Origin of the sequence: Streptococcus cristatus (assembly GCF_008369405.1) — a bacterium.
GTDB lineage: Bacteria > Bacillota > Bacilli > Lactobacillales > Streptococcaceae > Streptococcus > Streptococcus cristatus_G.
Genome location: NZ_VSJJ01000008.1, coordinates 14131 through 40735 on the forward strand (window position 1 = coordinate 14131; position 26605 = coordinate 40735).

Below are 26605 nucleotides of genomic sequence, written 5' to 3' on the forward strand. Positions count from 1 at the left end.
GAAAAATCAGTCAGTTTTGACTGATTTTTTATGATTCAACATAGCTCAAAGACGGCTAAGCCTCTATCTCAAGAAGTAAATAAGGCAAGCCTAAGATCAAGCCAATAACTCCTAGCATAGCTCGCATTCCAGAAGCTGTGACAAGTACCTTCTGACCATCTTTTACCTGAATCTTATGCGATTTCATAAAACTTTGTCCAACCTGTAGTTCAACACTCTCTCCCTCAAAAGGCAGCGTTTTACTTTCATCATTCGCAAGTTTATCCACAAGTTCGCCATTTAGATAGACTGCAACATTTTGAGCTACTCCAACCATACCCGTAGAACGCGTAATTGTAAATTTTGACATCAAAAAATCCTTTATTTCAATCCAGCCCATCAACCAAAACTTTTATGTTTATTCTGCAATTCTAGCAGAGTAGAAAGGAAGAAGGAACATTAAAACAATATAAAGAATCAAGAGAATCGCACGAAGCAATCCACCAAATAGAAAAGCAACTACTAAAGTTCCCAAACAAATAGAAAAATTAGTAAAATTTGTTTCAATCAGCAAGGTTTGCCCTGCTTTAACTGTCACTGGCTTAGTTTTCATAGGAGCTGCTCCAGCACGGACTTCTGCTTCATTAGCTGCGATTGGAAAAACAGCCTCTTCTCCGTTTTTGAGTGCACCAACTTTCTGACCATTGATAAAGATTGGAAACTTCCCAATAATCCCTACAAAACCTGTTCCGCGTTTAATCTTAATTTCTGACATAAAGACTCCTTTGTTTTTTAATTATTTTAACATAACTGATGGCTAAAGAAAAGATAAAAAACCAGCCTCACGGCTGGTTTTCTGCTTATTTCTAAAGCTTTTCCAACTCTTCGTTCAGCAGTTTTTGTGCTACTTGTGGGTTGGCTTGGCCCTTAGTGGCCTTCATGAGCTGACCAATTAAGGATTTGGCCGCATTCTTATTGCCACCCTTATAGTCATTGATAGCTTTTTCATTGTTGGCAAATACTTCTTGGATAATAGGAAGAAGCTGGGCAGGGTCTGAGATTTGAATCAGGCCTGCTTTTTGTACATATTCCTTAGCAGAGCCACCATTTTTAGCCAGATGAACAAAGACCTTCTTGGCAATCTTAGAGGAAATCGTACCGTCTGCAATCAAAGCAATCATCTCAGTCAGATTCTCAGGCGTCAGCTCAATCTCAGAGATGGTCTTGCCTTCGGCATTGAGGTATTGAGCCACTTCCCCTTGAAGCCAGTTAGAGACAGATTTAGCATCGCCTCCTGCCGCAACAGCTGCTTCAAAGAAGTCTGACACAGCCTTCGTCGCTGTCAGCTGCTTAACATCGTAGTCAGACAAGCCGTAGTCGCTCACATACTTGGCCCGGCGCTCTTTTGGAAAGGCTGGTAGGCTGCTGCGTACTTGCTCAATCCAAGCATCTTCAATCTCAAAGATAGGCAGATCAGGCTCTGGGAAGTAACGGTAGTCCGCCGATCCTTCCTTAACCCGCATGAGCAGGGTTTCGCCAGTCGCTTCATCATAACGACGGGTTTCCTGGCGGATTTGACCACCGCTACGTAGGATTTCTGCTTGGCGTTTTTCCTCAAAAGCCAGACCCTTGCGAACAAAGTTGAAGGAGTTAAGGTTTTTCAGCTCAGTCTTGGTACCAAATTCTTTCTGACCGTAAGGACGGATGGAAATATTAGCGTCGACCCGCATAGAGCCCTCTTCCATCTTGACATCAGAAATGCCCGTGTACTGGATGATTTCCTTGAGGGCTGTCAGGTAGGCATAAGCTTCTTCTGGACTTCGCATATCTGCTTCCGATACAATCTCAATCAGCGGCACCCCTTGGCGGTTGAGGTCCACATAAGAGTAGCCATCGTTACCATGGGTATTCTTTCCGGCATCTTCTTCCAAGTGGGCCCGCTCAATACGGATTTTCTTGGTCGTTCCATCTTCTAGTTCAATCTCAATCCAGCCATTGTAGCCAATCGGCTCATCAAACTGAGAAATTTGATAGGCTTTGGGATTATCCGGATAGAAATAATTCTTGCGGTCAAAGTGCATCTTCTGGCGAATGTCCATGTTCAAAGCCAGAGCAGCCTTGATACCATAGTCGATGACCCCCTTATTCATAACAGGCAGGACACCTGGGAAGGACCAGTCAATGATATTGGTGTTGGCATTTGGATCTTCACCAAAGTGAGCTGGAGCCGGTGAGAAAATTTTTGAATTGGTCTTCAATTCAACATGGACTTCCAGTCCGATAACTGTTTCAAAGTTCATTATTTTTCACCTCCAAAGATAACTGGCTGCTGTTTGTGGTAGTCAGTCGTCGCTTCAAATGCTGCGGCTGCCTGATAGATGGTCGCTTCGTCGAAGTGGTTCCCAATCAACTGCAAGCCGATAGGAAGGCCATCTGCAAAGCCAGCTGGGATTGAAATGCCCGGCAGACCAGCCAGATTGACTGGAATGGTCAAAAGGTCAGCCAGATACATAGCCACTGGATCTTGGTTTTGACTGCCCAAGTCATAAGCAACAGTTGGTGCAGTTGGACCTAAGATCAAATCATATGTTTCAAATACCTTGGCAAAATCTTGCATAATCAAGGTCCGAACCTGACCAGCTTTCTTGAAGTAGGCATCGTAGTAACCAGATGACAGGCTGAAAGTACCCAGCATGATGCGGCGTTTCACCTCTTCACCAAAGCCTTCGCTACGAGATTTGACATAGACATCTTCTAGATTTTCAATGCCTTCTGCTCGGTAGCCATAGCGAATACCGTCAAAACGCTGCAGGTTAGAGCTAGCTTCAGAGGAAGCGATAATATAGTAAACAGCCACACCGTACTTACTGTGGGGCAGGCTAACTTCTTCAACAATCGCACCTAGGCTTTCCAAGTGCTTCGCTGCTGCCAGTATCGTTTCCTTGACCTTGCTGTCAATTCCCTCACCCATGTATTCCTTAGGCAAGGCAATCTTCATGCCCTTGATGTCTTGGCCAATCTTGCTAGTAAAGTCTGGCACTGCTTCTTGTGATGATGTAGAGTCCTTAGGATCATTACCAGAAATAACATTCAAGAGCTGAGCATTTTCCTTAACCGTCTGAGAGAAAGGCCCAATCTGGTCCAAAGACGAACCAAAAGCAATGAGGCCAAAACGAGAAACTCGTCCGTAGGTTGGCTTGAGGCCGACTACACCGTTAAAGGAAGCCGGCTGACGAATAGAACCGCCCGTATCTGAACCAAGTGACAGACGAACCTGACCAGAGGCAACCGCTGTCGCTGAACCACCAGATGATCCACCGGGAACCTTGCTGCTGTCCCAAGCATTCTTAGTCGTTTTAAAGTAAGAGTTTTCGCTGGATCCACCCATGGCAAACTCGTCCATGTTGGTCTTCCCGACGATAATCATATCCTTACCGTAAAGCTTCTCCACGCTGGTCGCATCGAAAATCGGCTTGTAGTTGTAGAGCATTTTAGATGCAGCTGTTGTCAAAATTCCCTTGGTTGAGATATTGTCCTTAACCGCCAGTGGAATTCCGCTCATAAGATTATCGGCATCAATGCCCTTGGCATCCAGAGCCGCTGCCTGAGCCAAAGCTTCTTCTTCACTGATAGTAATGAAACTGTCCACGGCAGCTTCACGTTCTTTGATGTCTGCCAAAGTCGCCTGAGTTAACTCTACTGCAGAAATTTCTTTCTTGACCAGCAAATCATGCAACTCTTCAAGGGTCTTGTGATTAAAAGTCATTAGGCATCTCCTCCGTCATCTAGGATGGCAGGCACTTTGATGTAGCCCCGCTCTTTTTCAGGTACATTTTGGAAAAGCTCTTCCCGATTCCAGCCAGACTGAGCCACATCTTCTCGCATATAATTGATATTGGCTGCCACATTAGAAGTGAAAGGCACACCCTCCGTATCCACTTCATTGAGCAATTCGACCATGTCGACAATTTTAGACAAGGTTGTCGCAAACTCAGCTGTCTCTTCTGGTGAAAAAGCCAGTTTTGACAGTTTTGCAACGTGACTTACTTCTTCTTGAGTAATCTTCATCTCTGATTCCTTTCATAAGATAGACGAGCCTGAATACCGACCGAAAACGATAAATCTAAGAAAGATCTTTGTTTTCGAGGTATTTAACTCGCATTGTTTTGCTAAGATAGGGGCACCAAGCTCTCATAGCTGCGACCTCTTTCTTTGGCTGCTTCCTGCTATTCTTCAGGAATTCGCATCATTTCATTTTACCATATTTCAGGCTAATTCTTCAATTCCAAATGCAGTTCTTTGAGCTGTCTTTGGTCCACCAAACTTGGGCTTTCCAGCATAGGATCAAAGCCAGTACCATTTTTTGGAAAAGCGATGACTTGGCGGATATTTTCTTCCCCAGCCAAAATCATAACCAAGCGATCTAAGCCCAGAGCCAAACCGCCGTGCGGTGGGAAGCCGTACTCTAAGGCTTCTAGGAAGAAACCAAAGTCCCGCTCATAGTCTTCACGGCTCATGCCCAATAGTTCAAACATCGCTTCCTGAGCCTTCCGGTCATGGATCCGCAAGCTCCCTCCACCAATCTCATAGCCGTTCAAGACGATGTCGTAAGCGTGACTGCGGAATTGGTCTGGCTCCTGTCCATCTTCAAAAATCCCCTGTGTGAAAGGATGGTGCATAGCTTGATAGCGGTTTTGGTCTTCATTCCACTCCAGCAGCGGCCAGTCCACAACCCAGAGGAAATGAAGCAGACTCGGATCGATCAAATCCAAAACTTTTGCCACTTCTATCCGCAGATGTCCCAAAGCTTCCTGACCACGACGCTTCTTGGCCATGACCAGCAGGATGAGGTCTTCATCTTTGGCCTCAAAACGTGCCAGTAAATCCTGACTTTCAGCTTCAAAGGTGCTAGCCAAATCCCCAACCAATTGACCATTTTCAACCTTTAGACTGGCAAAACGACTGCAACCAAATTCCTTCATTTCTTGATAAAAATGACTGAGCTGTTTCTTGCTAAAAGCACTAGCCGCATCTGGCACACAGATTCCCATCACTTCCTCTTGGTTATCCAAGGCTTTCTTGATGAGAAGAGAGTCATTTTCTTGGCACAAATCCGTCAAATTCTTTAGCTCCAAACCAAAGCGCGTATCTGGCTTATCAGAGCCGAAGCGGCTCATAGCCTCTTCATAGCTGATAGTCGGAAAATCTTCCGTCAACTCTAAACCATGAGTTTTCTTGACAACAGCCTTGAGCATGGCTTCAACCAGAGTTCGGATTTCTTCCTCGCTGGCAAAACTTAACTCCAAGTCCACCTGGGTAAACTCTGGCTGACGATCGCCCCGCAGGTCTTCGTCACGGAAACAACGAACAATCTGATAATAGCGCTCAAGGCCAGCTCCCATCAGCAGTTGTTTGAGCATCTGTGGACTCTGCGGCAGCGCGTAGAATTGATTTTTAAAGATCCGACTAGGCACCAAGAAGTCTCTAGCGCCTTCAGGAGTTGACTTAGTCAGATAAGGCGTCTCCACTTCCAAAAAGTCCAAACCGTTTAAATATTCCCGAATAGTTGATGTGACCTGGTGACGCAGTTTGAGGTTATGTGTCATCTTCTCACGCCGCAAGTCCAGATAGCGATATTTCTGGCGCAGGTCTTCCCCTGTATGGGCATGCTGGTCCAGCTCAAAAGGCAGAACCTTGCTGCTAGCAATGACTTCAATCTTTTCAGCTCGAAGCTCCACCTGACCAGACTTGATGGCCTTGTTGACAAAGCGCTCTTCCCGCTGAACGACTTGCCCCGTCACTGCAATGACATCCTCTTTGCCAATTTCTTCTAGCCTAGCAAAATCTTCAATCTCACCGCCAACGAAGACCTGAAGCAAGCCCTCGCGGTCCCGCAATTCAATAAAGGCTAGCTTACCGTGATTGCGGATATTAGCCACCCAGCCAGTTGCGGTCATGGTCTGTCCGACCTGCTCTAAACCGTAGTTTCCGATAAAAATTTCTTTCATATTCTTTCCCTCTCAAATCCATTTGCAAGCCGCCCTCTCCTTAGGCATATTAGCAACTCTCTTCCAGTATCTCCACTTTTCCCTTTGCAAAATAAAAAGCTTCCGTCTCTGAAACAGACGAAAGCCGTGGTACCACTGTTATTCGCCGCCCTAAAAGGCAGCCTCTACGCTCGTAACGTGAGCGACGTTTATGCTTGATCACACAAAAGATTACGAAGCATGTTCTTCGGTTTTTGCTTTCTTGGTGCTGCTCTCAGCTATCAGCACTCTCTGTGCAAGTTAGCAAGCCTACTCTGCTTCTCTTTTACTCTTAAATTGTATCTATTATAGTCGAACCCAGAACATTTTGCAAGTGGTTTAGGGCAAATTTGTGATTTTCCTCTGAAATAGAAGCCACAGCCGGCTCTACCACTTGGATCTGATACCCCAGATTATAGGCATCAATCGCTGTATGCAAGACGCAAATATCCGTCAAGACTCCAGTCAAAATGACCGTATCTACCTTTCTTTCCCGCAATCGAATATCTAAATCTGTGCCAGAAAAGGCAGAATAATGGCGTTTATCCATCCAAAAGACCCGAGAGTCCGCTTTGTGCTTGTCATAAAAATCCGCCAAGGGGCCATAAAGATTACGACCGCTCGTTCCCTTGATATTGTGGGGTGGAAACAGCTTGCTTTCTGGGTGAAAGTCATCATTTTCATCATGGGCATCAATAGTAAAGAAGATATAGTCGCCTCGGTCAAAAGCTGCCTCGGTCACTTGAGCAATAACTTCAGAAATCGCCTGAGCAGGCGCTCCTGCTGTTAACTTACCCTCATCTGCAACAAAATCAACTGTATAATCAATGGAAATCAGTGCTTTAGCCATTAGTAGTCCCTCTTTTTAATTTCCTCAAAAACATCTGGGATCAGCACTTTCAGATAAGTCCCTTTCATTCCCAGCGAGCGGCTTTCAATAATCCCAGCGCTTTCCAGTTTGCGCAAAGCATTGACAATCACTGAACGGGTAATCCCGATACGATCAGCAATGACAGAAGCCGTCAGTTGGCCTTCATTGCCATTGAGCTCACCCAGAATAGCTGAAACAGCTCTCAGCTCTGAGTAAGACAAAGTATTGACTGCCATGGTCACTGCCGTTCGGCGGCGGATATTTTTCTCATCTTCTTCCCGCTGGAAGTTCAGCAGCTGGATACCGACCACTGTGCTGGCAATCTCAACCAGAATCAGGTCGTCATCCAAAAATTCTTTATCATTGCGCCAGATAATCAATGAGCCCAAGCGAATCCCTGAAACATGAATCGGCGCGATAGTGGTCAGGCCATCTGGAAAGTCATCCTTAGTTTCCACAGGAAAAATGGTCAAATCATGCGTGACAGGCAGATTGGCCTCTGTCTCATAGACCATGTTCGCTTCTTGGACGTATCCTTTAGGGAAAGTCTTGTCTTGGAAAAAGGCTTCTACACGATCATTATTTGTCTTGTAGCGCATAAAGTAGCCCAAGAGACGGCCCTTGCTGTTGATGATGCAGGCATTGCAATGAATAATATCAGCAAGCTGGCGAGTGATCGCATTGTAAGGAAGTTCCTCCTGAAGTTGCTCTTCTGAACGTTTCAAGATAGAAGTAATCTTCCTTGTTTTTTCTAATAGTTTTGCCATACATTTACCTCGTATTTAGTCTCCTTGATTGTATCATAATCGACCGAAATTTTCAATAATTATCTGAAAATTGTGTATTGAAAAAAAATTCGCTACAATTCAAAGAAAGTCAGAGTTTAGTAATAGAAAATGACAGGAAAATCACCTCGCTCAAAAGAAAAACCATTTAAAACAATTCGGAAAAAATCGTTTTAAACGGTTTATGATTCAACATTTAGACTTATCTGCGGTATTGGCGCAGGAAGCGTGTCATTTTTTCTTGGATCTGAGCTAGCTCATCTACCCGAGGCAGATAAACGATTCGGAAATGATCTGGATCCTTCCAGTTAAAGCCTCGTCCATGGACAAGGAGGACTTTTTCCTGCTTGAGGAAATCCAAGACAAACTGCTCATCATCATCGATACGGTACATTTCTCGATCAATCTTCGGGAAGATGTAAAGACCCGCCTTAGGTTTGACTGCAGACAAACCTGGAATATCTTGAATGGCATTGTAAATGAAGTTTCTTTGTTCATAAATACGGCCACCTGGCAAAAGCAATTCATCTACAGACTGGTGACCTCCAAGCGATGTTTGCACAACCTGCTGGGCCAAGACGTTGGAGCACAAGCGCATATTGGAGAGCATATTTAGTCCTTCGATATAACCCTTAACATGATTCTTAGGACCAGATAGCACCATCCAGCCAACTCGGAAGCCAGCGATACGGTGGGATTTTGACAGGCCATTCATACTGACACAGAAAACATCAGGAGCCAGACTAGCTACAGGCGTATGGACATGCCCATCCATGACCATGCGGTCGTAGATTTCGTCCGCGAAGATAATGAGATTATTTTGACGCGCAATTTCCACAATCTCTAACAAAAGGTCGTCAGGATACAGTGCTCCTGTTGGATTGTTAGGATTGATGATAATGATAGCCTTAGTACTAGAAGTGATTTTTGACTTGATGTCGTCAATATCTGGATACCATTCTGCCTGCTCATCACAGACATAATGCACAGCATTCCCACCAGCCAGACTAACTGCAGCCGTCCAGAGCGGATAGTCCGGCATCGGTACTAAGACCTCATCTCCATCATCCAAGAGTCCCTGCATAGACATAACAATCAGCTCGCTGACTCCATTTCCAAGGTAAATATCATCGATATCAACATTAGGGAAATTTCTGAGCTGGCAATACTGCATAATCGCCTTACGGGCTGAGAAAATCCCCTTAGAATCAGAGTAGCCCTCACTATCACGCGCATTCATAATCAAATCATGAATGACCTCGTCTGGAGCGGTGAAACCAAATTCAGCTGGATTTCCTGTGTTCAGGCGGAGAATTTTTTCTCCATTAGCCCGCATCCGCATTGCTTCTTCCAAAACTGGTCCACGAATATCATAGGCTACGTGCTCCAGTTTACTGGACTTATTAAATTCTTTCATCCTATTTTCCTCAATTCATCTGAATGATTTTATTATACCACCAGAAAAAAAGATTGACAATTAGGAAGAATCTGGGAAAGCTCCTTTCAACTAAAATAAGGCTTCTAATTTGGGAAAATACACTTATCCATCAAAATAATTTCACTTAATTTCTGAATTTCATTTGTAGCTTTACTTTTTTTCTGAAAAGGTTTACAATATAGATAAAGATATAAGAACTCGAATCTAAGATTCGACAAAAGATGGAGGTAGCTTTATGACTCAACAAAAATATGAAAACATCATGGTCGCTGTTGACGGCTCTCGCGAAGCAGAACTCGCTTTTGAAAAAGGTGTCAATGTGGCGCTTAGAAATGCTTCTCGCTTGACGATTGCTCATGTAATTGATACACGGGCTCTTCAAAGCGTATCAACCTTTGATGCTGAGGTCTATGAAGACCTCCAAGAAGAAGCGCAAAAGTTGATGACAGAGTACAAGGAAAAGGCGCTAAAAGCAGGAATTAAATACGTTGATATCGTCATTGAATTGGGCAATCCTAAAACTCTCCTTGCGACTGACATTCCCGACGAACACAAGGTTGACTTGATTATGGTCGGAGCTACTGGTCTCAATGCCTTTGAACGCCTCCTAGTCGGCTCATCATCTGAGTATATCCTCCGCCACGCTAAAGTGGACTTACTGGTCGTTCGTGACAAAGAAAAAACATTCTAAAAATATCTAGTAGGCAGCTGCGATAGCTGTGCCCTACTTCCCTCATAACTGTAAATTAAAATCCCTCATTAGGTTAGCCTAGTGAGGGATTTGTGCTTTAAAACGATAACAATATTATTTCAGCTTGCCTTTTAAATACTGGCCAGTATAGCTGGCTGGATTAGCTGCGACTTCTTCCGGTGTACCCGTGGCAATGATGGTTCCACCACCGACACCGCCTTCCGGTCCTAAGTCAATGATATGGTCAGCTGTCTTGATAACATCCAGATTGTGCTCGATAACGAGTACTGTATTGCCATCATCCACGAAGCGAGCTAAAACCTTGAGCAAACGAGCAATATCCTCTGTATGAAGCCCTGTCGTCGGCTCATCCAAGATATAGAAGGACTTACCAGTCGAGCGCTTGTGAAGCTCGCTGGCCAGCTTCATCCGCTGGGCTTCACCACCCGACAAGGTTGTGGCTGGCTGCCCTAGAGTCACATAGCCTAGTCCCACATCCTTGATGGTCTGGAGTTTGCGGGCAATCTTGGGAATATGCTGGAAGAATTCCACTGCATCATTGACCGTCATGTCCAGAACCTGAGCGATATTCTTTTCCTTGTAGTGGACTTCCAAAGTCTCGCTATTATAGCGGGTGCCGTGACAGACCTCGCAGGCCACATAGACGTCAGGCAGGAAGTGCATCTCAATCTTGATAATCCCATCACCCGAGCAAGCCTCACAACGGCCACCCTTGACGTTAAAGCTGAAACGGCCCTTCTTGTAGCCGCGAATCTTGGCTTCATTGGTCTTGGCAAACAGGTCGCGAATATCGTCAAAGACTCCAGTATAGGTAGCCGGATTAGAGCGCGGTGTCCGGCCAATCGGACTTTGGTCAATATCAATCAGCCGATCCACATGTTCAATACCACTGATTTTCTTGAACTTACCTGGTTTGGCAGAATTGCGGTTGAGTTTCTGGGCGATGGCCTTTTTAAGGATAGAATTGACCAGCGTTGACTTACCGGATCCAGAAACTCCGGTCACAGCGATAAATTTGCCCAAGGGGAATTTAGCCGTGATATTCTGCAAGTTATTTTCCTGAGCACCTGTTACTTCAATAAAGCGCCCATTTCCTACACGGCGTTCCAATGGTACTGGAATCTCGCGCTTGCCTGACAGGTATTGCCCTGTAATGGATTTCTTGTTCTTAGCTACTTGCGCAGGAGTACCAGCTGCGACGATTTCACCGCCGAAAACACCGGCTCCTGGTCCCACGTCAATCAGCCAGTCAGCCTCCCGCATGGTGTCCTCATCGTGCTCAACCACAATGAGGGTATTACCCAGGTCGCGCATCTTCTTGAGGCTGGCAATCAAGCGGTCATTGTCACGCTGGTGCAAGCCAATAGAGGGCTCGTCCAGGATATAGAGGACGCCACTTAGGTTAGAACCAATCTGGGTCGCTAAGCGAATCCGCTGACTCTCACCTCCTGATAGAGTCCCAGCCGAGCGAGACAAAGTCAGATAATTAAGGCCAACGTTATTAAGAAAGGTCAGGCGATCATGAATTTCTTTGAGAATAGGCCGCGCAATCGTAGCTTCATTGTCAGTCAAGCTAAGCTTGTCCAACTGAAGCAAATGATCTGCAATGGACAAGTCTGAAATTTCACCGATATGCAAGCCTTCTTCACCGCCAACCTTGACAGACAAGGCCTGAGGACTGAGTCGGTAGCCGTGGCAAGCCGCACAAGTCAGCTCATTCATATAAGCCCGCATCTGCGTCCGAGTAAAATCACTATTGGTTTCATGGTAGCGACGGTTGATATTGGTGACAACCCCCTCAAAAGGAATGTCAATATCGCGCACGCCGCCAAATTCATTTTCATAATGGAAATGGAATTCCCGCCCATCTGAGCCAAAGAAAATCAGCTGCTTTTCTTCCTCAGTCAGTTCCTCAAAAGGCTTGTCCATATCAATGCCAAAGGCTGCCATAGCCTGCTCCAGCATCTGTGGATAATAGTTGGAGGAGATGGGATTCCAAGGCGCTAGCGCTCCTTCGCGCAAGGTCTTGCTGGGCTCTGGCACGACCACGTCTAGATCCACTTCCAGCTTGACTCCCAGACCATCGCAGTCCGGACAGGAGCCAAAAGGCGCATTGAAAGAAAAGAGGCGTGGCTCTAGCTCTGGCACCGTAAAGCCACAAACTGGACAGGCATAGTGCTCAGAAAAGAGCAGCTCTTGACCATCCATGGTATCAATCACCACATAGCCCTCAGCAATCCGCAGAGCTGCTTCAACCGAGTCAAAGAGGCGGCTACGCACTCCTTCCTTGATGACAATTCTGTCTACCACGACTTCAATATCATGCTGCTTGCTCTTAGAAAGCTCTGGCACTTCTGTTACATCGTAGACATCGCCATCCACGCGCACCCGGACATAACCGTCTTTCTGAATCTTATCAAAAACGGTCTTATGCTGACCCTTTTTCTTGCGGATGACCGGCGCTAAAATCTGCAGTCGCTGACGCTCTGGCAATTCCAATACCTTATCAACAATCTGCTCGACAGACGAAGCCTTGATAGCCCCGTGGCCGTTGATACAGTAGGGCGTTCCGACACGAGCATAGAGCAGGCGCAGGTAGTCATTGATTTCGGTAGCTGTTCCCACTGTTGAGCGGGGATTTTTGCTGGTCGTCTTCTGGTCTATGGAAATAGCTGGGCTGAGACCATCAATCGAGTCCACATCCGGCTTTTCCATATTGCCCAAAAACTGCCGAGCATAGGCCGATAAACTTTCAACATAGCGGCGCTGCCCCTCAGCATAGAGGGTGTCAAAAGCTAGACTGGACTTGCCCGAACCAGACAGACCGGTCACCACGACCAGCTTGTCTCGGGGAATTTCCACATCAATATTTTTTAAATTATGAGCTCGCGCTCCATGAATCACAATTTTATCTTGCATCTAGTCCACACTTTACCTTTAAACTTCCTCTATTATAGCAAATTTTTCTGCAAACTTTTGCCCAAAAAACTGGAATTTGTAGTATAATAAGACGGTGCTTAAAAATGATTCTAGGAGGAGATATGAAACAAGTATTTTTATCAACAACAACCGAGTTCAAGGAGATTGATACACTTGAATCGGGAACTTGGATCAATATGGTCAATCCTTCCCAGAATGAATCTTTAGAAATCGCAAACGCCTTTGGCATTGACATAGCTGACCTACGAGCACCACTCGATGCTGAGGAAATGTCTCGGGTCACCATCGAGGATGAGTACACACTGATCATCGTAGACGTACCCATCACTGAGGAGCGGAATAACCAGACTTACTATGTTACTATCCCGCTTGGTATTATCATCACAGAAGAAGCTATCATCACGACTTGCTTGGAAAAGCTACCCCTGCTGGATATCTTTATCCACCGTCGCTTGCGTAACTTTTATACCTTCATGCGGTCACGTTTTATCTTTCAGATTCTCTACCGCAATGCCGAGCTGTATCTGACAGCCCTGCGTTCCATTGATCGCAAGAGTGAGCAGATTGAAAGCCAGCTGCACCAGTCAACTCGAAATGAAGAACTGATTGAGCTCATGGAGTTGGAAAAAACCATCGTCTATTTCAAGGCCTCCCTCAAAACCAACGAGCGCGTGATCAAAAAATTGACCAGTGCCACCAGCAATATCAAAAAATATCTGGAAGATGAGGACTTGCTGGAAGACACCCTGATTGAGACTCAACAGGCCATTGAGATGGCTGATATTTATGGAAATATCCTCCACAGTATGACAGATACTTTTGCGTCCATTATTTCCAACAACCAGAACAATGTCATGAAGACACTGGCTCTGGTAACTGTTGTTATGTCCATCCCGACCATGCTCTTCTCAGCCTATGGGATGAACTTCAAAGATAATGAACTACCTCTAAATGGCGAGCCCCATGCCTTCTGGATTATCATGTTTATCGCCTTTGCTCTGAGCGGCTCTCTGACCCTCTACCTCTTCCATAAAAAATTATTCTAACCACCAGAAAGGACGCTTATGTCACAAGTAGTATCAGACAAACTAACTAAGAAAAATAAGGAATTCCTCCACATAGCCACTCACCAACTCCTCAAAGATGGCAAATCCGACGAAGAAGTGAAGGCAATCTTAGAGGAAATCATTCCAAACATTTTAGAAAATCAAGCCAAGGGTATCCCTGCCCGTGCTCTCTATGGGGCACCAACTTACTGGGCTTCTTCTCTCACTGCTAAAGAGCGCTATGATGCCGAGCATCCCAAGCAAAATGATGATCCAAAATGGATGATGCTGGATTCCGTCCTCTTCATTTTCGGTTTCTTTACCGTTCTAACTTCTATTGTTAATTTGGCATCTTCTCGACCGTCTGTTTACGGCATGACGACACTTGTCTTTGGTAGTATTGTCGGCGGTCTCGCTTTCTACGCCCTCTATCATTTCGTTTACCGTTTTTACGGACCAGACACTGACCGTAGCCAGCGTCCACACCTACTCAAATCTATCCTTATCATGCTAGTAGCCATTGCTCTTTGGACTCTTTCAATCGTTGGTTCTAGCCTACTGCCCGACTCTCTCAACCCACATTTATCAAACATCGTTGTTGCCATCATCGGAGGGATTACCCTAGCACTTCGTTTCTACCTCAAGAAACGCTTCAATATCAAGAGCGCAACCATGGGGCCAGCCAAATATTAAGCAGCATAGAGAGGCTGGGACAAAAGTCCTAGCCTCTCAATTATCTTTGGATTGTCGAGCAAGACGCAGTGGTTGAGTGGGCTCTACTACGCTGATTTCATCAGCTTTTACAGCCCTACTCAACTGTGCGGAGGTGGGACGACGAAATCGAATTCTAATGAATTACCGATTTCTGTTCCACTCTCATTTTGCACTTTTTGAAAAGTATAACACCAACTCATCGTTATTCTCGCACGAAGCATAGGGCGTAAGTGGCTGATTTTGAAACCAAACTCCTGACCCATCTGGCATATAACCACGACCCACATACAGTCGTTGTGCTGGACCATAGCCTTTATGCAGGCCAACTCCCAAGCTGACCACATCTGAATAATGCTGCGCTACTTGCTCTGCTTTGTCCAATAAAGCTGTGCCAATTCCTCGCTTTTGGAAACTTTCAAAAACATTAAAATCCGTTAACTCAGGATAAAGGCCAGCAAAGGGGCCATGCTTTGCCAATGGAATAACTGTAATGTAACCAGCCAAAGATTCCCCAACAACCGCCACCAAAACTTGGCGCTCACCCGCCTCTTGCTCCAGAAAGTAGTTTTTTAAAATCTCTCTCCGGCCAGGCCAGCTTTGCTGGATAAAAGCGTTCGATAAGCCTTCAATATCCTCAAAAAACATCTTTCTGATGGCTAGTGCTTCTGTCATGGAAAGCCTCCCATATCTTTATAGTTTCTTCTATTATAGCACTGTCCCTTTCTGTCATCAAGACAGCAAAAATCCCTGCTAGAAGCAGGGACTCATATTAGTCTTCGTTTACGAAAGGCATCAAAGCCATTACGCGAGCGCGTTTGATAGCTGTTGTTACTTTACGTTGGTTTTTAGCTGAAGTTCCTGTTACACGACGAGGAAGGATTTTCCCACGTTCTGAAACGAAACGGCTAAGAAGCTCAGTATCTTTGTAATCAACATATTCAATCTTATTTGCTGCGATGTAATCAACTTTTTTACGGCGTTTGAATCCGCCACGACGTTGTTGAGCCATGTTATTCTCCTTTATATTATAGTTCTAGTTTTGTCCATTATTAGAATGGTAAATCATCGTCTGAGATGTCCATCGGGTTTGAATTGCCGAATGGGCTTTCATCACGAGAAAAATTCGGTACTTGGTTGAATGAGTCAGCATTACCATAGCTTGGTGCAGAATTTCCACCGAAGCCACCGCCACCAAAGCCAGCTGAAGCCTGCCCTTCACGGCTTGCACGACTTTCCAGAAGCTGGAAGTTGTCTGCAACAACTTCTGTGACATAGACACGCTGGCCTTGCTGATTGTCGTAGTTACGAGTCTGAATGCGACCAGTAATTCCGATTAGAGCGCCTTTTTTGGCCCAATTAGCAAGGTTTTCTGCCTGCTGACGCCAGATAACAACATTGATAAAGTCCGCTTCACGCTCACCACTTTGATTTTTAAAGTTGCGATTAACAGCCAAAGTAAAGGTCGCGACCGCTTGGTTTTGCGGTGTATAGCGAAGTTCAGCATCACGGGTCATACGTCCCACAAGTACAACGTTATTAATCATAATTTACCTTCTTAAGCGTCAAGTTTGACGATCATGTGACGAAGAATGTCAGCGTTGATTTTTGAAAGACGGTCAAACTCTTTAAGAGCTGCATCGTCTTTTGCTTCAACGTTAACGATGTGGTAAAGTCCTTCACGGAAATCTTGGATTTCGTATGCAAGACGACGTTTTTCCCAGTCTTTTGATTCAACAACAGTTGCACCGTTGTCAGTCAAGATAGAGTCAAAGCGTGCTACCAAAGCGTTTTTAGCTTCTTCTTCAATGTTTGGACGAATAATATAAAGAATTTCGTATTTAGCCATTGATATGTTCCTCCTTTTGGTCTAATGACCCCAAGTCGCTGCAAGGGGTAAGTGAGGTTCACTCACAAATAATAATTATACTAGATTTCCTAGCAAATAGCAAGAATAAATTTCGCTTTTCTTTGAATGATCTGCCTAAGCATTTTATCAGCTATACAAAGCACACCATCCAGTGATTATTGCACCTGTTCAGCTCCTTCTTTTAAGCGACCGTAAAGCAGATAGGGAACGGATCTTAATTCTTGAAGGTTGCGGCAGGACAGGGCGCACATCAATAGACCTAACTCTTCTTTCCAGCTGTTCACAATAGCAATGACCTCTTCGACTGAGTGTTTTTCTACCAAGGCTAACATGGTTCGAGAAAGGCCAACTGCTTTGGCTCCAAGAACCAGAGCTTTAACCATGTCTAGAGGATGGCGAATACCGCCACTAGCCAGCAACTCCACCTTGTCCACCCAGTCCTGCGCTGCCAGCAAGGCTTGGGCTGTGGTCTGCCCCCAACCGTTGAGATAGTCTCGCTGACCGCTCCGCCGATTTTCAATATAGGCAAAGCTAGTACCACCACGACCAGAAATATCAAAGGTAGAGATACCTAGTGCCTGAGCCTCTTCAATTGTCTTCCGATCCATGCCAAAGCCTACTTCCTTGAGAACAAGGGGAACTGGAAAATCTTTTCCATAGGCTTCCAAATGCTGCTTCCAAGTTCTGAAAGTCCGCTCTCCCTCAGGCATCAGCAATTCTTGCATGACATTGACATGTAGCTGGAGAAACAAAGGTTTCAAATCCGACACCGCCTGCAAGCCTGCTGCTACTGGTTTGTCAAGTCCGATATTGCTGGCCAAGAGTAGACTAGGCTTATCCTTTGCCACGGTATAAGAATCATCATCTGGATTTTTCAGAGCAGCACTGTAAGAACCTGTCACAAAAAGGATGCCGCAGGCCTCCGCCACTTTAGCCAGTTTTTCATTGATTTCTCGCCCTTTTGGACTTCCACCTGTCATAGCATTGATATAAAATGGAAAATCCCAGTCACGCCCAGCGAAATGAGTGGATAAGTCAATCTCGTCCAAATCATAGGATGGCAAAGAACGATGAATCAATTCTATATCATCAAAGCTATTGTAGCCAAGGGGCTGTTCTAGGGCGTAGTTAATATGATCATCTTTACGACTTTGGCTCATGAGCACCCATCCTTTCTCGGTAGAGTAATTCCAGGCCAGCTTCTTGCCAGCGTTGGATCAAGGTTTGGCTATCTTCGGTAGCAAAAGACAAGGCGAAACCACAGTCTCCACCGCCAGCTCCACTGCTTTTAGCGACACAATCCAAGCCCTGACTCGCCTCTCTTAAGGCCTGTAATTTCTCCGTATAAATCAGCGGACTGAGCCTGTCTAAGAGTTGGCTAGCAGTCGATAGACTACTCTTTATAGCTGTCTTATCCGCAGACTCAAAAGCTTCTTTCAGACAATCCACCTGAAGCTGGGTTTGAGTCAAGAAATTTTTGTTCAAACTCGACTTAACCTGCTTGACAAGGTCACTCGAAATAGCTGGTTCTCCCGTCCAACCAACCAGAAAATCACAGACTAAACCAGGCTGGATGGGCTTGATTTCATAGCTCCAATCTTGCTCCAAAATCTCTAATAGACTTGTGTCAGCCAATCGCTGGCGGATTGCCATCCGGTCAAAAGAACGATAATAAACCAGTTGCTCATAAGCAATGCAGGCCAGATCTCCCATGGAGCCATTATCCCCCCGCTTGAGAAGTACTACTGCAGCTAGTCTAAAGAGGAGGTCAGAGCTTAGTTTCAGCTGATAAAAGGCAGCCATAGCCTTGATCGTCAAGACAACCACGCTGCCACTAGAGCCCAGCCCAAACTTACGACCGTCTTTCTCCATTTTTCCCCTGATCGTCAAAGCAAAAGGATACGATGGTACTTGCAGCAAGCTAAGATAGTCATGCATCAGCTGAATGGTCTCCTGAATCAAAGCATAGTCCGCATCTGGTGCTAGACTGGCTTTGTGGCTAAAGAGATCCGAATCCAGCTCATAGCTATCCGCCACCTCAATCTCTGCCCGCATATAGATGGGAATATTCTTAATCAAAGCCGCATGACCAGGACTCAGAACAGCGTATTCTCCCGCTAGATAAAGCTTTCCGCAGGTCTGGACTTGCATCTTAGTTTTCATCAGGCAATTCCTTGGTTTTGGAGACAATCAAACGGTACTGATTCTCAAAGAGGGGCACCAAGCCTTCCAAGTCCTCTTCAAGACAGAGAACCTTGACATTAGGACCAGCGTCCATGGTGAAATAGCAACGATGTCCTTGGTTTCGAAGCTGGCGAACAAGATCCATCGCAGCATAGCTTTCCTCTGTCAGATAAGTAAATGGAGGAGTAGCTGTCTCTGTCGTTGCATGCATCCGCAGGGCATTCTCCTCGGTCAACTGCCCAATTTTCTCAAAATCATTATCCTTTAAGTAGGCCAGCATATCCTGATAGTCCTGAGCTGACTGGTCAATCCAAGCCTGAAAATCTTTGGAAGTTTCAGCACAGAGCTGCATGCCAAGTCGACTAGAAATGGGCTTTTTCTCATCATGAAGCACCAACATAATCATAGCTAGCTTAAGGTCGGTTTGCACAGGATAAATTGCTCCGCTATCCTTGTCCCATGCTGCCAAAGGACCAAAAAAGGAGCGGGCTGACGAACCTGAAGCAAACTTGGCCAACTGAGCCAGTTCCTCAGTATTGTAATGAGTTTCAAAATAAGCATCACAAGCCTTGACCAAGGCAGATAAGCCGCTGGAACTAGAGGATAAACCTGCAGCTGTCGGCATATTGTTACTGGTATCAATCCGAACCCAATCACTTGGCTCCGTCCGGAAACGGTCAATAATTCGACTGACTTTGGCATGCTCTTCTGGGCTTTGCAGTTGCCCATCGATATAAAATTCATCGCCAGCAGCCTCAGCCGCAAGCGGACTTAACTGGGTTTGGGTGTACATGTTCTCTAAAGTCAAGGAAATACTGCTGGTAGCAGGAATCATCCGCTCGGCATCTGCCTTGCCCCAATACTTGACAATAGCAATATTGGCGTAAGACTTGACACTTACAGACTTTCTATCCATATATTACTGGCTCCTTTCTCTCTCAAAAGACGGGCTAGGTCTTCCGCCTCTTTCTTTTCTTTTATTAGCACAATCACACAGCCACCTAGGCCACCGCCGCTCATTTTAGCTCCGAGAGCTCCATTTTCAAGCGCCAGCTCAACCAAGTCATCAGATAGCTGGCAGGAAACTCCCAACTGGGCTAGTTTGCCATGCGCCTTGGTCATGGCCTGGCCCATGGTCAGCAAATCCTTGAGCTGGATCGCCTTTTCAACGATTTTTGTCAGATTTCCCAACTCCTGTAAAAGGGGCAGAGCCTCCTGACCCAAGCTTTCTACCTTTTTGATAGCTTCCCGCGTATGTCCGTGAATACCCGTATCCGCAATCAGCAGATAAGCGCCCAAATCTAGCTCAATCTCTGAAAATCCGACATTGCGGATAAACTTGATAGCTACATCACTAAGGCAGGTCTTGGCATCCAGACCGCTAGGATTCATATGGGCAATCATCTCTGCCCGATTGGCCAGAATTTCAAGCGTCTCATAATCCAAGGCTTCTTCGAAGTAGTCAAAAACTGCACGAATGGCTGCAATGCTGACAGCGGCAGACGAACCCATGCCCCGTTTTTCTGGCACCATGGAATCCACCTGACAACGAATCTGAGCGCCTTGCTTCCCTAAGTGCTCCAGACAGGCAAATACAGCCATGGACAAGGTATCTTGCTCGTAGAGAGTCCAAGGCTTCTCAGAAGGGAATACCTGACAAGTCACTTCAATATTGTTGAGAGGCAAAGCCAAGGCTGGATAGCCATAGACCACCGAATGCTCTCCCATAAGAATAATCTTGCTATGTGCCCTGCCGACACCCTTCTCTTTCGTCATACTTTCTCTCTATTTCTTCCTTCTATCTTCTATATTTTAATATACTTTTGGAAAAAAAGCGATTTTTTCCTGTTTTGATCGGCCAAGGCAAGTCGAACAGTCAAAAACTCCAAGCAAGTGCTGGAGTTCTATCCTATTTCATCATCAGTGACTGGACTTTAGCTTCGGTAGGGCGGCCACTACCACTCTTTCCTGATTAAATCCATCAGTTCATTGCGGTCTAAAATCCACTGGGCACGTTCATCCTTTTCATAGGTGCGATTGGACAGAAAGATTGCAGCTTTCTGCTCCGCCCGATTGTACATGATAAAAGTACCCGTATAGCCAGTATGATCCAGCCATTTCCCCTCCAAATTCCAAGCCAGACTGCGCGTCTTGCCCGGCTCTGAAGCAAAGTTTTGGCTCAATTTCTCTGCAAATTCATCCTGCAAATAATGCTCTAAAAAGATCTGCAAATCCTCAAGTGTTGAAAAAAGCCCGGCACTTCCAGCATGCTGGCCTAAGACACGTGCTTTGGGATCATGAACCACACCCGCTTTAACACCACGAACAGTCGGAACCGCAGAAGCTACTGGTCCAAAACTGGTTTTCCGCATCGCCCATGGCTGAAAAATCTTTTCTTCAAATAACCTGTCCAAATCCTCCCCATAGATCTCCTCCAGCATAAAGCCCAGCAGGAGAAAGTTGACATCTGTATAATGGAAGGTTTTGTCATCCAGCACTGTCAAGCTATTGAGAGCCGCCTTTAATTCTTGAGCATCGAGCCTATCCCGATTGGGAATAAAGGGATCGAGCCCAGAAGTGTGGGTCAAAAGCTGGCGCAGGGTCACCCGATCATCATGAAAGGCAGGATAATATCGCCGCAAAGGCGCATCTATATCCAAGTCACCACTCTGAAACAGAAATGCTACCAAGGTCCCTACGCCAACCACCTTGCTGACACTGGCTAGGTCATAAACTAGACCTGCTCGCGTTGCTGACTGATTGGCTGGGTCTGCCAAACCCAGATAAAAACTCTGCCAGTGTCCATCACGATAAAGAGACAAACTAGCCCCAGGATAAAGCCCCGCAACAAGCTGCTGATCTATCTTTTCTAAAATCCGCTGGGTCATAGTTGCTCAAACCATAGTTCAATATTACTTTGATCTTGGCTAACCAAGAATTTTTTAGATTTAGGGACAAAAAACTCCTGCGTCGCAAAAATCGATGACAGTTGTTCCACATCAAAATCGGCCACCAAACATTTGAGCATAGCCAAATCCCAAGTTTTCGTATTATCAGCTATCAAATCTTCTCCTTGGGCTTCCTGTACATCTAGGAAATCCAAGACATTGCTTACTGGCTGATAGAATTCCTTGACAGCCTGCAAATCTGGAGCACGAAGCTCAATCTTTTCCACTTCAAATTGACTCAATCCGATAAAATCGTCCTGCACTTCAAATGCAGGAGTTTCTTGGACTGGTTGCAGACAAGTCAACTTCTCTTCCGCATGGAGCAAGATACGATCACCTTCTGGGGAAGTCGCTTCAAAAGCATATCCTTTCTCCCCACGATACAAATTGTCGACTTGGATTCCTCGAGCCAGCAAAGCCTCAATTTCTGCCGCTTTTGCCACCTTGATTACTAAGCGAGCCAATTTCTTTACTCCTTTAACTCGACGAGAGCGCATGCTTGGAGATTCTTCTAAAACCAATCTTTCTGTTCTGGTTTGATCACCCAAAGACAACTGGGCTCCTTCTTCTAATAGGGATTTCATCCCCAGCGTTTTAACATAGAAATCTTGATTTAGGTTCCGATTATTTACTTTTATTACTGGAACGATTCTTGCCACATGATTTACACTCATAACTTCCTCCGAACCATTTTATTGTAATAGATTTTCATATTTTTTACAAGAAATTATGCGCAAACCAACAATTTTCAGAACATTTCCACTATCCTAATCAAACAAGTCAAAAAGTATAAAATATATGGCAATTCCCCACTACTCAAAGGTTGACAAAAAAGACTGAGATTGCTCTCAGTCTTTCGATAGATATTATCCGTAAATTGCTTTAAACAAAGCTACTGCTGTGATACCTGCAAGAATTGGTGCCACAACTGGTACCCAAGCATACCACCATTTTGAATCACCCTTGTGTTCACCAAGGATTGATTTTGGCAAGATAAAGTGCAAGATACGAGGTCCAAGGTCACGGGCTGGGTTAAGACCTGGTCCAGTAGGGCCACCAAGTGAAGTTACCAAGGCCATAACAAGGAAACCAAGTGCCAAGTGAGCAACAGCAGATGAACCATTTGTTGCTTGTGCAAATGTATTATGAATCAAACTTTGAACATCAGATTCCGCTACTTTTTGACCAGCTTGAGCTGCTTGAAGAGCTTGTTGCTGCACATTCTTCTCGATAAGGACCTTCAATTCCGCACCGAAGTGAAGTTTAGTCATGCCCATCGCTGCAAAGAAAAGAACAAAGGAACCAACAAACTCATTGATAAAGCCATTGATTGTCGCTGCTTTACGAGATTCAGCTGTTCCGTGATCTAGACTTGAAATGGTTGAGAAAGTACCTAAAATATTATTAGCTTTTTCTGTTTGCAAGTAGTAAGGACGGTGTGTCGCCACAACCAAAGCCTGTCCAAAGATCGCACCCAAAACTTGAGCAATAATATAAGGAGCTACCTGAGCCCATGGGAAGTAACCGCTAATCGCAAGTGCTAAAGTGAAGGCAGGGTTGATGTGGTTACCTGAGGTATTTCCAAACATCAAAGCTGGAATCATAACCCCCATACCGTAACCAACGGCAATGACTAACCAGCCACTTTGATGACCTTTAGTTCCTTTTAATTCAACATTGGCAACAGCACCATTCCCCAAAATAATAAGGATGGCTGTTCCTAAAAATTCCGTGGCATATTTAATAGCCCAACTGAAATCCATCTAATTTCTCCTTTAAAATTTTTTAGACAATCTATATTTTATCAAGTATAATGGATAATGTAAAGGTCATTTTAAACAAAAATAAGAAAAAGAGGGAAAAATATGCGCTTCAATCAGTATAGTTATAGCAAGACAAATCCAGACACCATGCGCCAAGAATTAGCCGACTTGGGCTTTATTTATGAGCCACACCTTTCTGACAAAAACAATCTCCAAAACTTTCTAAGACGCTGTTTCTTTCTCTATCAGGATACCGACTACTTGCTTCGAGCTTGGGCCGCTGATAGAGAAACCGACTTGTTGACCTTCTTCGAGTCAGACCGCGAACTAACAGCTGAGGTCTTCTATATGACTGCCTTTCAGCTCTTGGACTTTGTACCTTTTGTTGATTTCACCGATCTTGAGAAATTCCGAACAGAAAGCAACTTCCCTATCGTCTACAGCAATCTGCTAGAAAACCTCTACCAGTTACTCAACACTCGGACAAAAAATGGCAATCTGCTGATTGATAAGCTAGTCAGCGAGGGTTTGATCCCCGAGGACAACACCCACCACTACTTCAACGGCAAGAGCCTAGCAACCTTTTCCAGCCACGATGCCATCCGCGAGGTAGTTTACGTGGAATCACGCGTGGATACTGATGGAAACGGTCTGCCAGATTTGGTCAAGGTTAGCATTATCCGTCCTCGTTACCAAGGGCAAATCCCTGCCGTCATGACCGCTTCTCCTTATCATCAAGGAACCAATGATCCTGCCAGCGACAAGGCTCTCCATAATATGAATGTGGACTTATTAAAAAAAGAACCTCGTCAAATCACAGTCCAAGATCCTGAGCTCAAATTGCTCCAACTAGATTCGCCAGATTCTGCTCAAGAAGTCTCTGAAGCCGAGGAAAAACTGGGCCATATCGGCACCTACACGCTGAATGATTACTTGCTGCCCCGCGGCTTTGCCAATCTATACGTATCTGGTGTAGGGACCAAAGATTCTCAAGGACTGATGACCAGCGGCGACTATCAGCAGATTGAGGCCTACAAGAATGTCATTGACTGGCTCAACGGCCGCTGCCGAGCCTTCACCGACCACACTCGCCAACGGGAAATCAAGGCTACTTGGTCCAACGGAAAAGTGGCTACGACCGGTATCTCCTATCTGGGCACCATGTCCAACGGGCTGGCAACGACTGGCGTAGATGGTTTGGAAGTCATCATCGCCGAAGCTGGGATTTCTTCTTGGTATAATTACTACCGCGAAAACGGTCTCGTCACAAGTCCTGGCGGCTATCCAGGAGAGGATTTTGAATCCTTGACCGAACTGACCTACTCCCGCAACCTGAGGGCTGGTGACTACCTGCGCCATAATGATGCTTATCAGCAAAGTCTAGAGCAACAGCGCAAGGACCTAGACCGGCAAACCGGAGATTACAATCAATTTTGGCATGACCGCAACTACCTGCTCCACGCAGATAAGGTCAAGGCCGAAGTCGTCTTCACCCACGGCTCTCAAGACTGGAATGTCAAGCCCCTCCATGTCTATAATATGTTTCGGGCCTTACCGCCCCACATCAAAAAGCATCTCTTCTTCCACAATGGTGCCCATGTTTACATGAACAACTGGCAGTCCATTGACTTCCGCGAAGCCATGAATGCCCTTCTCAGCAAGAAACTACTGGGTCATGCTTCAGACTTCGAACTGCCGCCAGTCATCTGGCAGGACAACAGCCAAGCTCAAAACTGGCTGACTCTGGAGGACTTTGGTGGTCAGAAGAACTACGCTCATTTCCAACTAGGTAAAGGCACTCAAGAGATTCAAAATCAGTATTCAGAAGAAGACTACAATCGTTTTGCCAAAAACTACCAAAGCTTTAAAAACGAACTCTTTGACGGCAAGGTCAACCAGATTACTCTGGATTGGACTTTAGAAGATGACCTCTTCCTCAACGGAGTCACCCAGCTCAAACTGCGCCTCAAATCCAGCACGGACAAGGGGCTGATTTCCGCCCAGCTACTGGACTTTGGACCAGCCAAACGCCTCACTCCAATTCCGACACCGCTTGAGCCTAGAGTCATGGACAATGGCCGCTACTATATGCTGGACAATCTGCTTGAGCTGCCTTTTACTGAAACACCACACCGTGTCATCACCAAAGGCTTCCTCAACCTGCAAAATCGGACAGATTTACTGACGGTCGAAGAAGTTGCCCCTGACCAATGGATGGAATGTAGCTTTGAACTGCAACCAACTATCTACAAGATGAAAAAAGGCGACCAGCTGCGCCTCGTCCTCTACACCACTGACTTCGAACACACCGTCCGTGATAAAACCAATTATCAGCTGACGGTAGATTTAGAGCAATCTAGTCTAGACTTTCCGACCATGACATCACTTTCATAAAACCTAAAAGACGCTGAAATTCAGCGCCTTTTTCTTTTATCGTAGATTAAAATATTTCTCTGCATATTTTTTATAATCCGGCTTTTCCTTGCGGTTCATAGCAAAGAGCATACTGCCTGTGAGATAATCATCGTCTGAATCAGGGATTAGCATAATAGCAACATTTTTATCTTTCTCAGGAAAGACGATAGAAAATATTTTGCCATTATCTTTCCGAGTCAGGCCATAATAACTCACCCCATTTTTAAAACCAACAGCATTTTGAGTATACTTATACTCTTCTTCGTTGACAATGATGGTCTTGTCTTTTATTTCAATGGTCGTTTGTTCACCGCTAACGTCCTGCACATTCCATTTTCCCTGAATTTTAGGGCTACCACTACAACCGATTAGGATGAAGAGGGATGAGAACACTACCAACAGCAAACCTTTTATCTTCTTGTTTTTCAAGTTGTCTTCTCCTTGGGATATAGATTCATGACCATTCTACTATAAAGACTAAATCTTTGTCAAACCTTCTAGAAATGTTCTTCTTGCCACTTTCCCCAAAAATGATATAATTGAAGAGTGAGGATTACCAAGGGGCTCAGCCCTTGCAAGAGAAAGGAAAGAAAATCTTATGATGAACATGCAAAACATGATGAAGCAAGCCCAAAAACTTAAAAAAGACATGGACATTGCTCAAGCAGAATTAGCCGCAACTGAATTTGTTGGAAAATCTAGCCAAGATTTAGTTGTAGCAACTCTTACTGGTGATAAAAAGGTTGTCAAAATTGACTTTCAGCCTGCTATCGTAGACCCAGAAGATATGGAAACTCTATCTGATTTGACTAGCCAAGCTATCAATGCTGCTATCGATCAAATCAACGAGGCAGCTAAGCAAAAACTCAGCGCTTTCCAAAGTGGACTTTCTTTCTAATTCTGCTAAGCCCTTATAA

The 26605-nt window shown here is 45.2% G+C and carries 27 protein-coding genes; 5 read left to right on the forward strand and 22 right to left on the reverse strand.

Annotation, left to right across the window (positions count from 1 at the left end; genetic code table 11):
• Positions 1-55: 55 nt before the first annotated feature.
• From FXF62_RS07675 to FXF62_RS07715, 9 genes are all read right to left on the reverse strand, one after another.
• Positions 56-349, reverse strand: coding sequence for a hypothetical protein (locus FXF62_RS07675; RefSeq protein WP_149518287.1), 294 nt, complete (start codon positions 347-349; stop codon positions 56-58).
• Positions 350-397: 48 nt separating this feature from the next.
• Positions 398-754 carry a hypothetical protein gene (locus FXF62_RS07680; RefSeq protein WP_149518288.1) on the reverse strand — a complete coding sequence of 119 codons (357 nt, stop codon included), beginning with the start codon at positions 752-754 and terminating at the stop codon, positions 398-400.
• A gap of 91 nt (positions 755-845) precedes the next feature.
• Positions 846-2279 carry an Asp-tRNA(Asn)/Glu-tRNA(Gln) amidotransferase subunit GatB gene (gatB, locus tag FXF62_RS07685; protein ID WP_149518289.1) on the reverse strand — a complete coding sequence of 478 codons (1434 nt, stop codon included), beginning with the start codon at positions 2277-2279 and terminating at the stop codon, positions 846-848.
• Positions 2279-3745 (reverse strand): Asp-tRNA(Asn)/Glu-tRNA(Gln) amidotransferase subunit GatA, encoded by a 1467-nt coding sequence (gatA, locus tag FXF62_RS07690; protein WP_149518290.1) that lies wholly within the window; start codon positions 3743-3745, stop codon positions 2279-2281. The genes gatB and gatA overlap by 1 nt, the downstream gene beginning before the upstream one ends.
• The gene (gatC, locus tag FXF62_RS07695) at positions 3745-4047 is read right to left on the reverse strand and encodes an Asp-tRNA(Asn)/Glu-tRNA(Gln) amidotransferase subunit GatC (protein ID WP_149518291.1); all 303 of its coding nucleotides are present in this window, start codon (positions 4045-4047) and stop codon (positions 3745-3747) included. The genes gatA and gatC overlap by 1 nt, the downstream gene beginning before the upstream one ends.
• Positions 4048-4250: 203 nt before the next feature.
• The gene (gene aspS / locus FXF62_RS07700) at positions 4251-5987 is read right to left on the reverse strand and encodes an aspartate--tRNA ligase (RefSeq protein ID WP_149518292.1); all 1737 of its coding nucleotides are present in this window, start codon (positions 5985-5987) and stop codon (positions 4251-4253) included.
• A 310-nt stretch (positions 5988-6297) separates the two neighbouring features.
• The gene (locus FXF62_RS07705; protein WP_149518293.1) at positions 6298-6855 is read right to left on the reverse strand and encodes a cysteine hydrolase family protein; all 558 of its coding nucleotides are present in this window, start codon (positions 6853-6855) and stop codon (positions 6298-6300) included.
• Positions 6855-7643 carry a GTP-sensing pleiotropic transcriptional regulator CodY gene (codY, locus tag FXF62_RS07710; protein ID WP_149518294.1) on the reverse strand — a complete coding sequence of 263 codons (789 nt, stop codon included), beginning with the start codon at positions 7641-7643 and terminating at the stop codon, positions 6855-6857. Before codY ends, FXF62_RS07705 begins: the two co-directional genes overlap by 1 nt.
• Positions 7644-7863: 220 nt before the next feature.
• Entirely contained in the window at positions 7864-9078 is a 1215-nt protein-coding gene (locus tag FXF62_RS07715) for a pyridoxal phosphate-dependent aminotransferase (protein ID WP_149518295.1), read from the reverse strand.
• Between the two features lie 256 nt (positions 9079-9334).
• Between FXF62_RS07715 and FXF62_RS07720 the strand changes: the two genes are divergently transcribed.
• A complete protein-coding gene (locus FXF62_RS07720; RefSeq protein ID WP_149518296.1) occupies positions 9335-9790 on the forward strand; it encodes a universal stress protein in 456 nt (151 codons plus the stop codon).
• 114 nt (positions 9791-9904) lie between these two features.
• Here the strand turns inward: FXF62_RS07720 and uvrA are convergent, their stop codons facing one another.
• A complete protein-coding gene (gene uvrA / locus FXF62_RS07725; RefSeq protein WP_149518297.1) occupies positions 9905-12730 on the reverse strand; it encodes an excinuclease ABC subunit UvrA in 2826 nt (941 codons plus the stop codon).
• 122 nt (positions 12731-12852) lie between these two features.
• Between uvrA and FXF62_RS07730 the strand changes: the two genes are divergently transcribed.
• Both FXF62_RS07730 and FXF62_RS07735 read left to right on the forward strand, forming a co-directional pair.
• Positions 12853-13797 carry a magnesium transporter CorA family protein gene (locus FXF62_RS07730; RefSeq protein ID WP_125378964.1) on the forward strand — a complete coding sequence of 315 codons (945 nt, stop codon included), beginning with the start codon at positions 12853-12855 and terminating at the stop codon, positions 13795-13797.
• Positions 13798-13815: 18 nt separating this feature from the next.
• Positions 13816-14490, forward strand: a complete 675-nt coding sequence (locus tag FXF62_RS07735) for a DUF1129 domain-containing protein (protein WP_149518298.1) — start codon at positions 13816-13818, stop codon at positions 14488-14490.
• Between the two features lie 183 nt (positions 14491-14673).
• On the opposite strand, the gene FXF62_RS07745 is transcribed toward FXF62_RS07735, so the two are convergent.
• The 11 genes from FXF62_RS07745 to gla form a co-directional block, all read right to left on the reverse strand.
• A complete protein-coding gene (locus FXF62_RS07745; RefSeq protein WP_149518299.1) occupies positions 14674-15183 on the reverse strand; it encodes a GNAT family N-acetyltransferase in 510 nt (169 codons plus the stop codon).
• A gap of 97 nt (positions 15184-15280) precedes the next feature.
• Positions 15281-15520 (reverse strand): 30S ribosomal protein S18, encoded by a 240-nt coding sequence (rpsR, locus tag FXF62_RS07750; protein ID WP_000068664.1) that lies wholly within the window; start codon positions 15518-15520, stop codon positions 15281-15283.
• Between the two features lie 40 nt (positions 15521-15560).
• Positions 15561-16055: a single-stranded DNA-binding protein gene (locus FXF62_RS07755; protein ID WP_149518300.1), complete on the reverse strand. Its 495-nt coding sequence runs from the start codon at positions 16053-16055 to the stop codon at positions 15561-15563.
• A gap of 11 nt (positions 16056-16066) precedes the next feature.
• Complete coding sequence (rpsF, locus tag FXF62_RS07760; RefSeq protein ID WP_149518301.1) at positions 16067-16357, reverse strand: 30S ribosomal protein S6; 291 nt, start codon at positions 16355-16357, stop codon at positions 16067-16069.
• 176 nt (positions 16358-16533) lie between these two features.
• Positions 16534-17538 carry a type 2 isopentenyl-diphosphate Delta-isomerase gene (fni, locus tag FXF62_RS07765; RefSeq protein ID WP_149518302.1) on the reverse strand — a complete coding sequence of 335 codons (1005 nt, stop codon included), beginning with the start codon at positions 17536-17538 and terminating at the stop codon, positions 16534-16536.
• On the reverse strand, positions 17522-18541 hold the full coding sequence (locus FXF62_RS07770) for a phosphomevalonate kinase (RefSeq protein WP_149518303.1): 1020 nt from the start codon (positions 18539-18541) through the stop codon (positions 17522-17524). The genes fni and FXF62_RS07770 overlap by 17 nt, the downstream gene beginning before the upstream one ends.
• The gene (gene mvaD / locus FXF62_RS07775) at positions 18531-19478 is read right to left on the reverse strand and encodes a diphosphomevalonate decarboxylase (protein WP_149518304.1); all 948 of its coding nucleotides are present in this window, start codon (positions 19476-19478) and stop codon (positions 18531-18533) included. The genes FXF62_RS07770 and mvaD overlap by 11 nt, the downstream gene beginning before the upstream one ends.
• Positions 19460-20338, reverse strand: coding sequence for a mevalonate kinase (gene mvk, locus FXF62_RS07780; protein WP_149518305.1), 879 nt, complete (start codon positions 20336-20338; stop codon positions 19460-19462). Before mvk ends, mvaD begins: the two co-directional genes overlap by 19 nt.
• Positions 20339-20517: 179 nt before the next feature.
• Positions 20518-21450, reverse strand: coding sequence for a serine hydrolase domain-containing protein (locus tag FXF62_RS07785; RefSeq protein WP_149518306.1), 933 nt, complete (start codon positions 21448-21450; stop codon positions 20518-20520).
• On the reverse strand, positions 21447-22184 hold the full coding sequence (locus FXF62_RS07790) for a CppA N-terminal domain-containing protein (RefSeq protein ID WP_149518307.1): 738 nt from the start codon (positions 22182-22184) through the stop codon (positions 21447-21449). Before FXF62_RS07790 ends, FXF62_RS07785 begins: the two co-directional genes overlap by 4 nt.
• 192 nt (positions 22185-22376) lie before the next feature.
• Positions 22377-23273, reverse strand: a complete 897-nt coding sequence (gene gla / locus FXF62_RS07795; RefSeq protein WP_149518308.1) for an aquaglyceroporin Gla — start codon at positions 23271-23273, stop codon at positions 22377-22379.
• 102 nt (positions 23274-23375) lie between these two features.
• Here gla and FXF62_RS07800 point away from each other — a divergent pair, with 102 nt between their 5' ends.
• Complete coding sequence (locus FXF62_RS07800) at positions 23376-25667, forward strand: Xaa-Pro dipeptidyl-peptidase (protein ID WP_149518309.1); 2292 nt, start codon at positions 23376-23378, stop codon at positions 25665-25667.
• A 36-nt stretch (positions 25668-25703) separates the two neighbouring features.
• On the opposite strand, the gene FXF62_RS07805 is transcribed toward FXF62_RS07800, so the two are convergent.
• Positions 25704-26117 carry a glycosyltransferase gene (locus FXF62_RS07805; protein WP_187984255.1) on the reverse strand — a complete coding sequence of 138 codons (414 nt, stop codon included), beginning with the start codon at positions 26115-26117 and terminating at the stop codon, positions 25704-25706.
• Positions 26118-26286: 169 nt separating this feature from the next.
• Between FXF62_RS07805 and FXF62_RS07810 the strand changes: the two genes are divergently transcribed.
• Complete coding sequence (locus tag FXF62_RS07810) at positions 26287-26586, forward strand: YbaB/EbfC family nucleoid-associated protein (protein ID WP_125371170.1); 300 nt, start codon at positions 26287-26289, stop codon at positions 26584-26586.
• Positions 26587-26605: the final 19 nt, after the last annotated feature.

Bases quoted from the DNA above. Each gene is read 5' to 3' on its own strand.
- FXF62_RS07675 (WP_149518287.1), bottom strand. From the start codon at position 349: ATGTCAAAATTTACAATTACGCGTTCTACGGGTATGGTTGGAGTAGCT.
- FXF62_RS07680 (WP_149518288.1), bottom strand. From the start codon at position 754: ATGTCAGAAATTAAGATTAAACGCGGAACAGGTTTTGTAGGGATTATT.
- gatB (WP_149518289.1), bottom strand. From the start codon at position 2,279: ATGAACTTTGAAACAGTTATCGGACTGGAAGTCCATGTTGAATTGAAG.
- gatA (WP_149518290.1), bottom strand. From the start codon at position 3,745: ATGACTTTTAATCACAAGACCCTTGAAGAGTTGCATGATTTGCTGGTC.
- gatC (WP_149518291.1), bottom strand. From the start codon at position 4,047: ATGAAGATTACTCAAGAAGAAGTAAGTCACGTTGCAAAACTGTCAAAA.
- aspS (WP_149518292.1), bottom strand. From the start codon at position 5,987: ATGAAAGAAATTTTTATCGGAAACTACGGTTTAGAGCAGGTCGGACAG.
- FXF62_RS07705 (WP_149518293.1), bottom strand. From the start codon at position 6,855: ATGGCTAAAGCACTGATTTCCATTGATTATACAGTTGATTTTGTTGCA.
- codY (WP_149518294.1), bottom strand. From the start codon at position 7,643: ATGGCAAAACTATTAGAAAAAACAAGGAAGATTACTTCTATCTTGAAA.
- FXF62_RS07715 (WP_149518295.1), bottom strand. From the start codon at position 9,078: ATGAAAGAATTTAATAAGTCCAGTAAACTGGAGCACGTAGCCTATGAT.
- FXF62_RS07720 (WP_149518296.1), top strand. From the start codon at position 9,335: ATGACTCAACAAAAATATGAAAACATCATGGTCGCTGTTGACGGCTCT.
- uvrA (WP_149518297.1), bottom strand. From the start codon at position 12,730: ATGCAAGATAAAATTGTGATTCATGGAGCGCGAGCTCATAATTTAAAA.
- FXF62_RS07730 (WP_125378964.1), top strand. From the start codon at position 12,853: ATGAAACAAGTATTTTTATCAACAACAACCGAGTTCAAGGAGATTGAT.
- FXF62_RS07735 (WP_149518298.1), top strand. From the start codon at position 13,816: ATGTCACAAGTAGTATCAGACAAACTAACTAAGAAAAATAAGGAATTC.
- FXF62_RS07745 (WP_149518299.1), bottom strand. From the start codon at position 15,183: ATGACAGAAGCACTAGCCATCAGAAAGATGTTTTTTGAGGATATTGAA.
- rpsR (WP_000068664.1), bottom strand. From the start codon at position 15,520: ATGGCTCAACAACGTCGTGGCGGATTCAAACGCCGTAAAAAAGTTGAT.
- FXF62_RS07755 (WP_149518300.1), bottom strand. From the start codon at position 16,055: ATGATTAATAACGTTGTACTTGTGGGACGTATGACCCGTGATGCTGAA.
- rpsF (WP_149518301.1), bottom strand. From the start codon at position 16,357: ATGGCTAAATACGAAATTCTTTATATTATTCGTCCAAACATTGAAGAA.
- fni (WP_149518302.1), bottom strand. From the start codon at position 17,538: ATGAGCCAAAGTCGTAAAGATGATCATATTAACTACGCCCTAGAACAG.
- FXF62_RS07770 (WP_149518303.1), bottom strand. From the start codon at position 18,541: ATGAAAACTAAGATGCAAGTCCAGACCTGCGGAAAGCTTTATCTAGCG.
- mvaD (WP_149518304.1), bottom strand. From the start codon at position 19,478: ATGGATAGAAAGTCTGTAAGTGTCAAGTCTTACGCCAATATTGCTATT.
- mvk (WP_149518305.1), bottom strand. From the start codon at position 20,338: ATGACGAAAGAGAAGGGTGTCGGCAGGGCACATAGCAAGATTATTCTT.
- FXF62_RS07785 (WP_149518306.1), bottom strand. From the start codon at position 21,450: ATGACCCAGCGGATTTTAGAAAAGATAGATCAGCAGCTTGTTGCGGGG.
- FXF62_RS07790 (WP_149518307.1), bottom strand. From the start codon at position 22,184: ATGAGTGTAAATCATGTGGCAAGAATCGTTCCAGTAATAAAAGTAAAT.
- gla (WP_149518308.1), bottom strand. From the start codon at position 23,273: ATGGATTTCAGTTGGGCTATTAAATATGCCACGGAATTTTTAGGAACA.
- FXF62_RS07800 (WP_149518309.1), top strand. From the start codon at position 23,376: ATGCGCTTCAATCAGTATAGTTATAGCAAGACAAATCCAGACACCATG.
- FXF62_RS07810 (WP_125371170.1), top strand. From the start codon at position 26,287: ATGATGAACATGCAAAACATGATGAAGCAAGCCCAAAAACTTAAAAAA.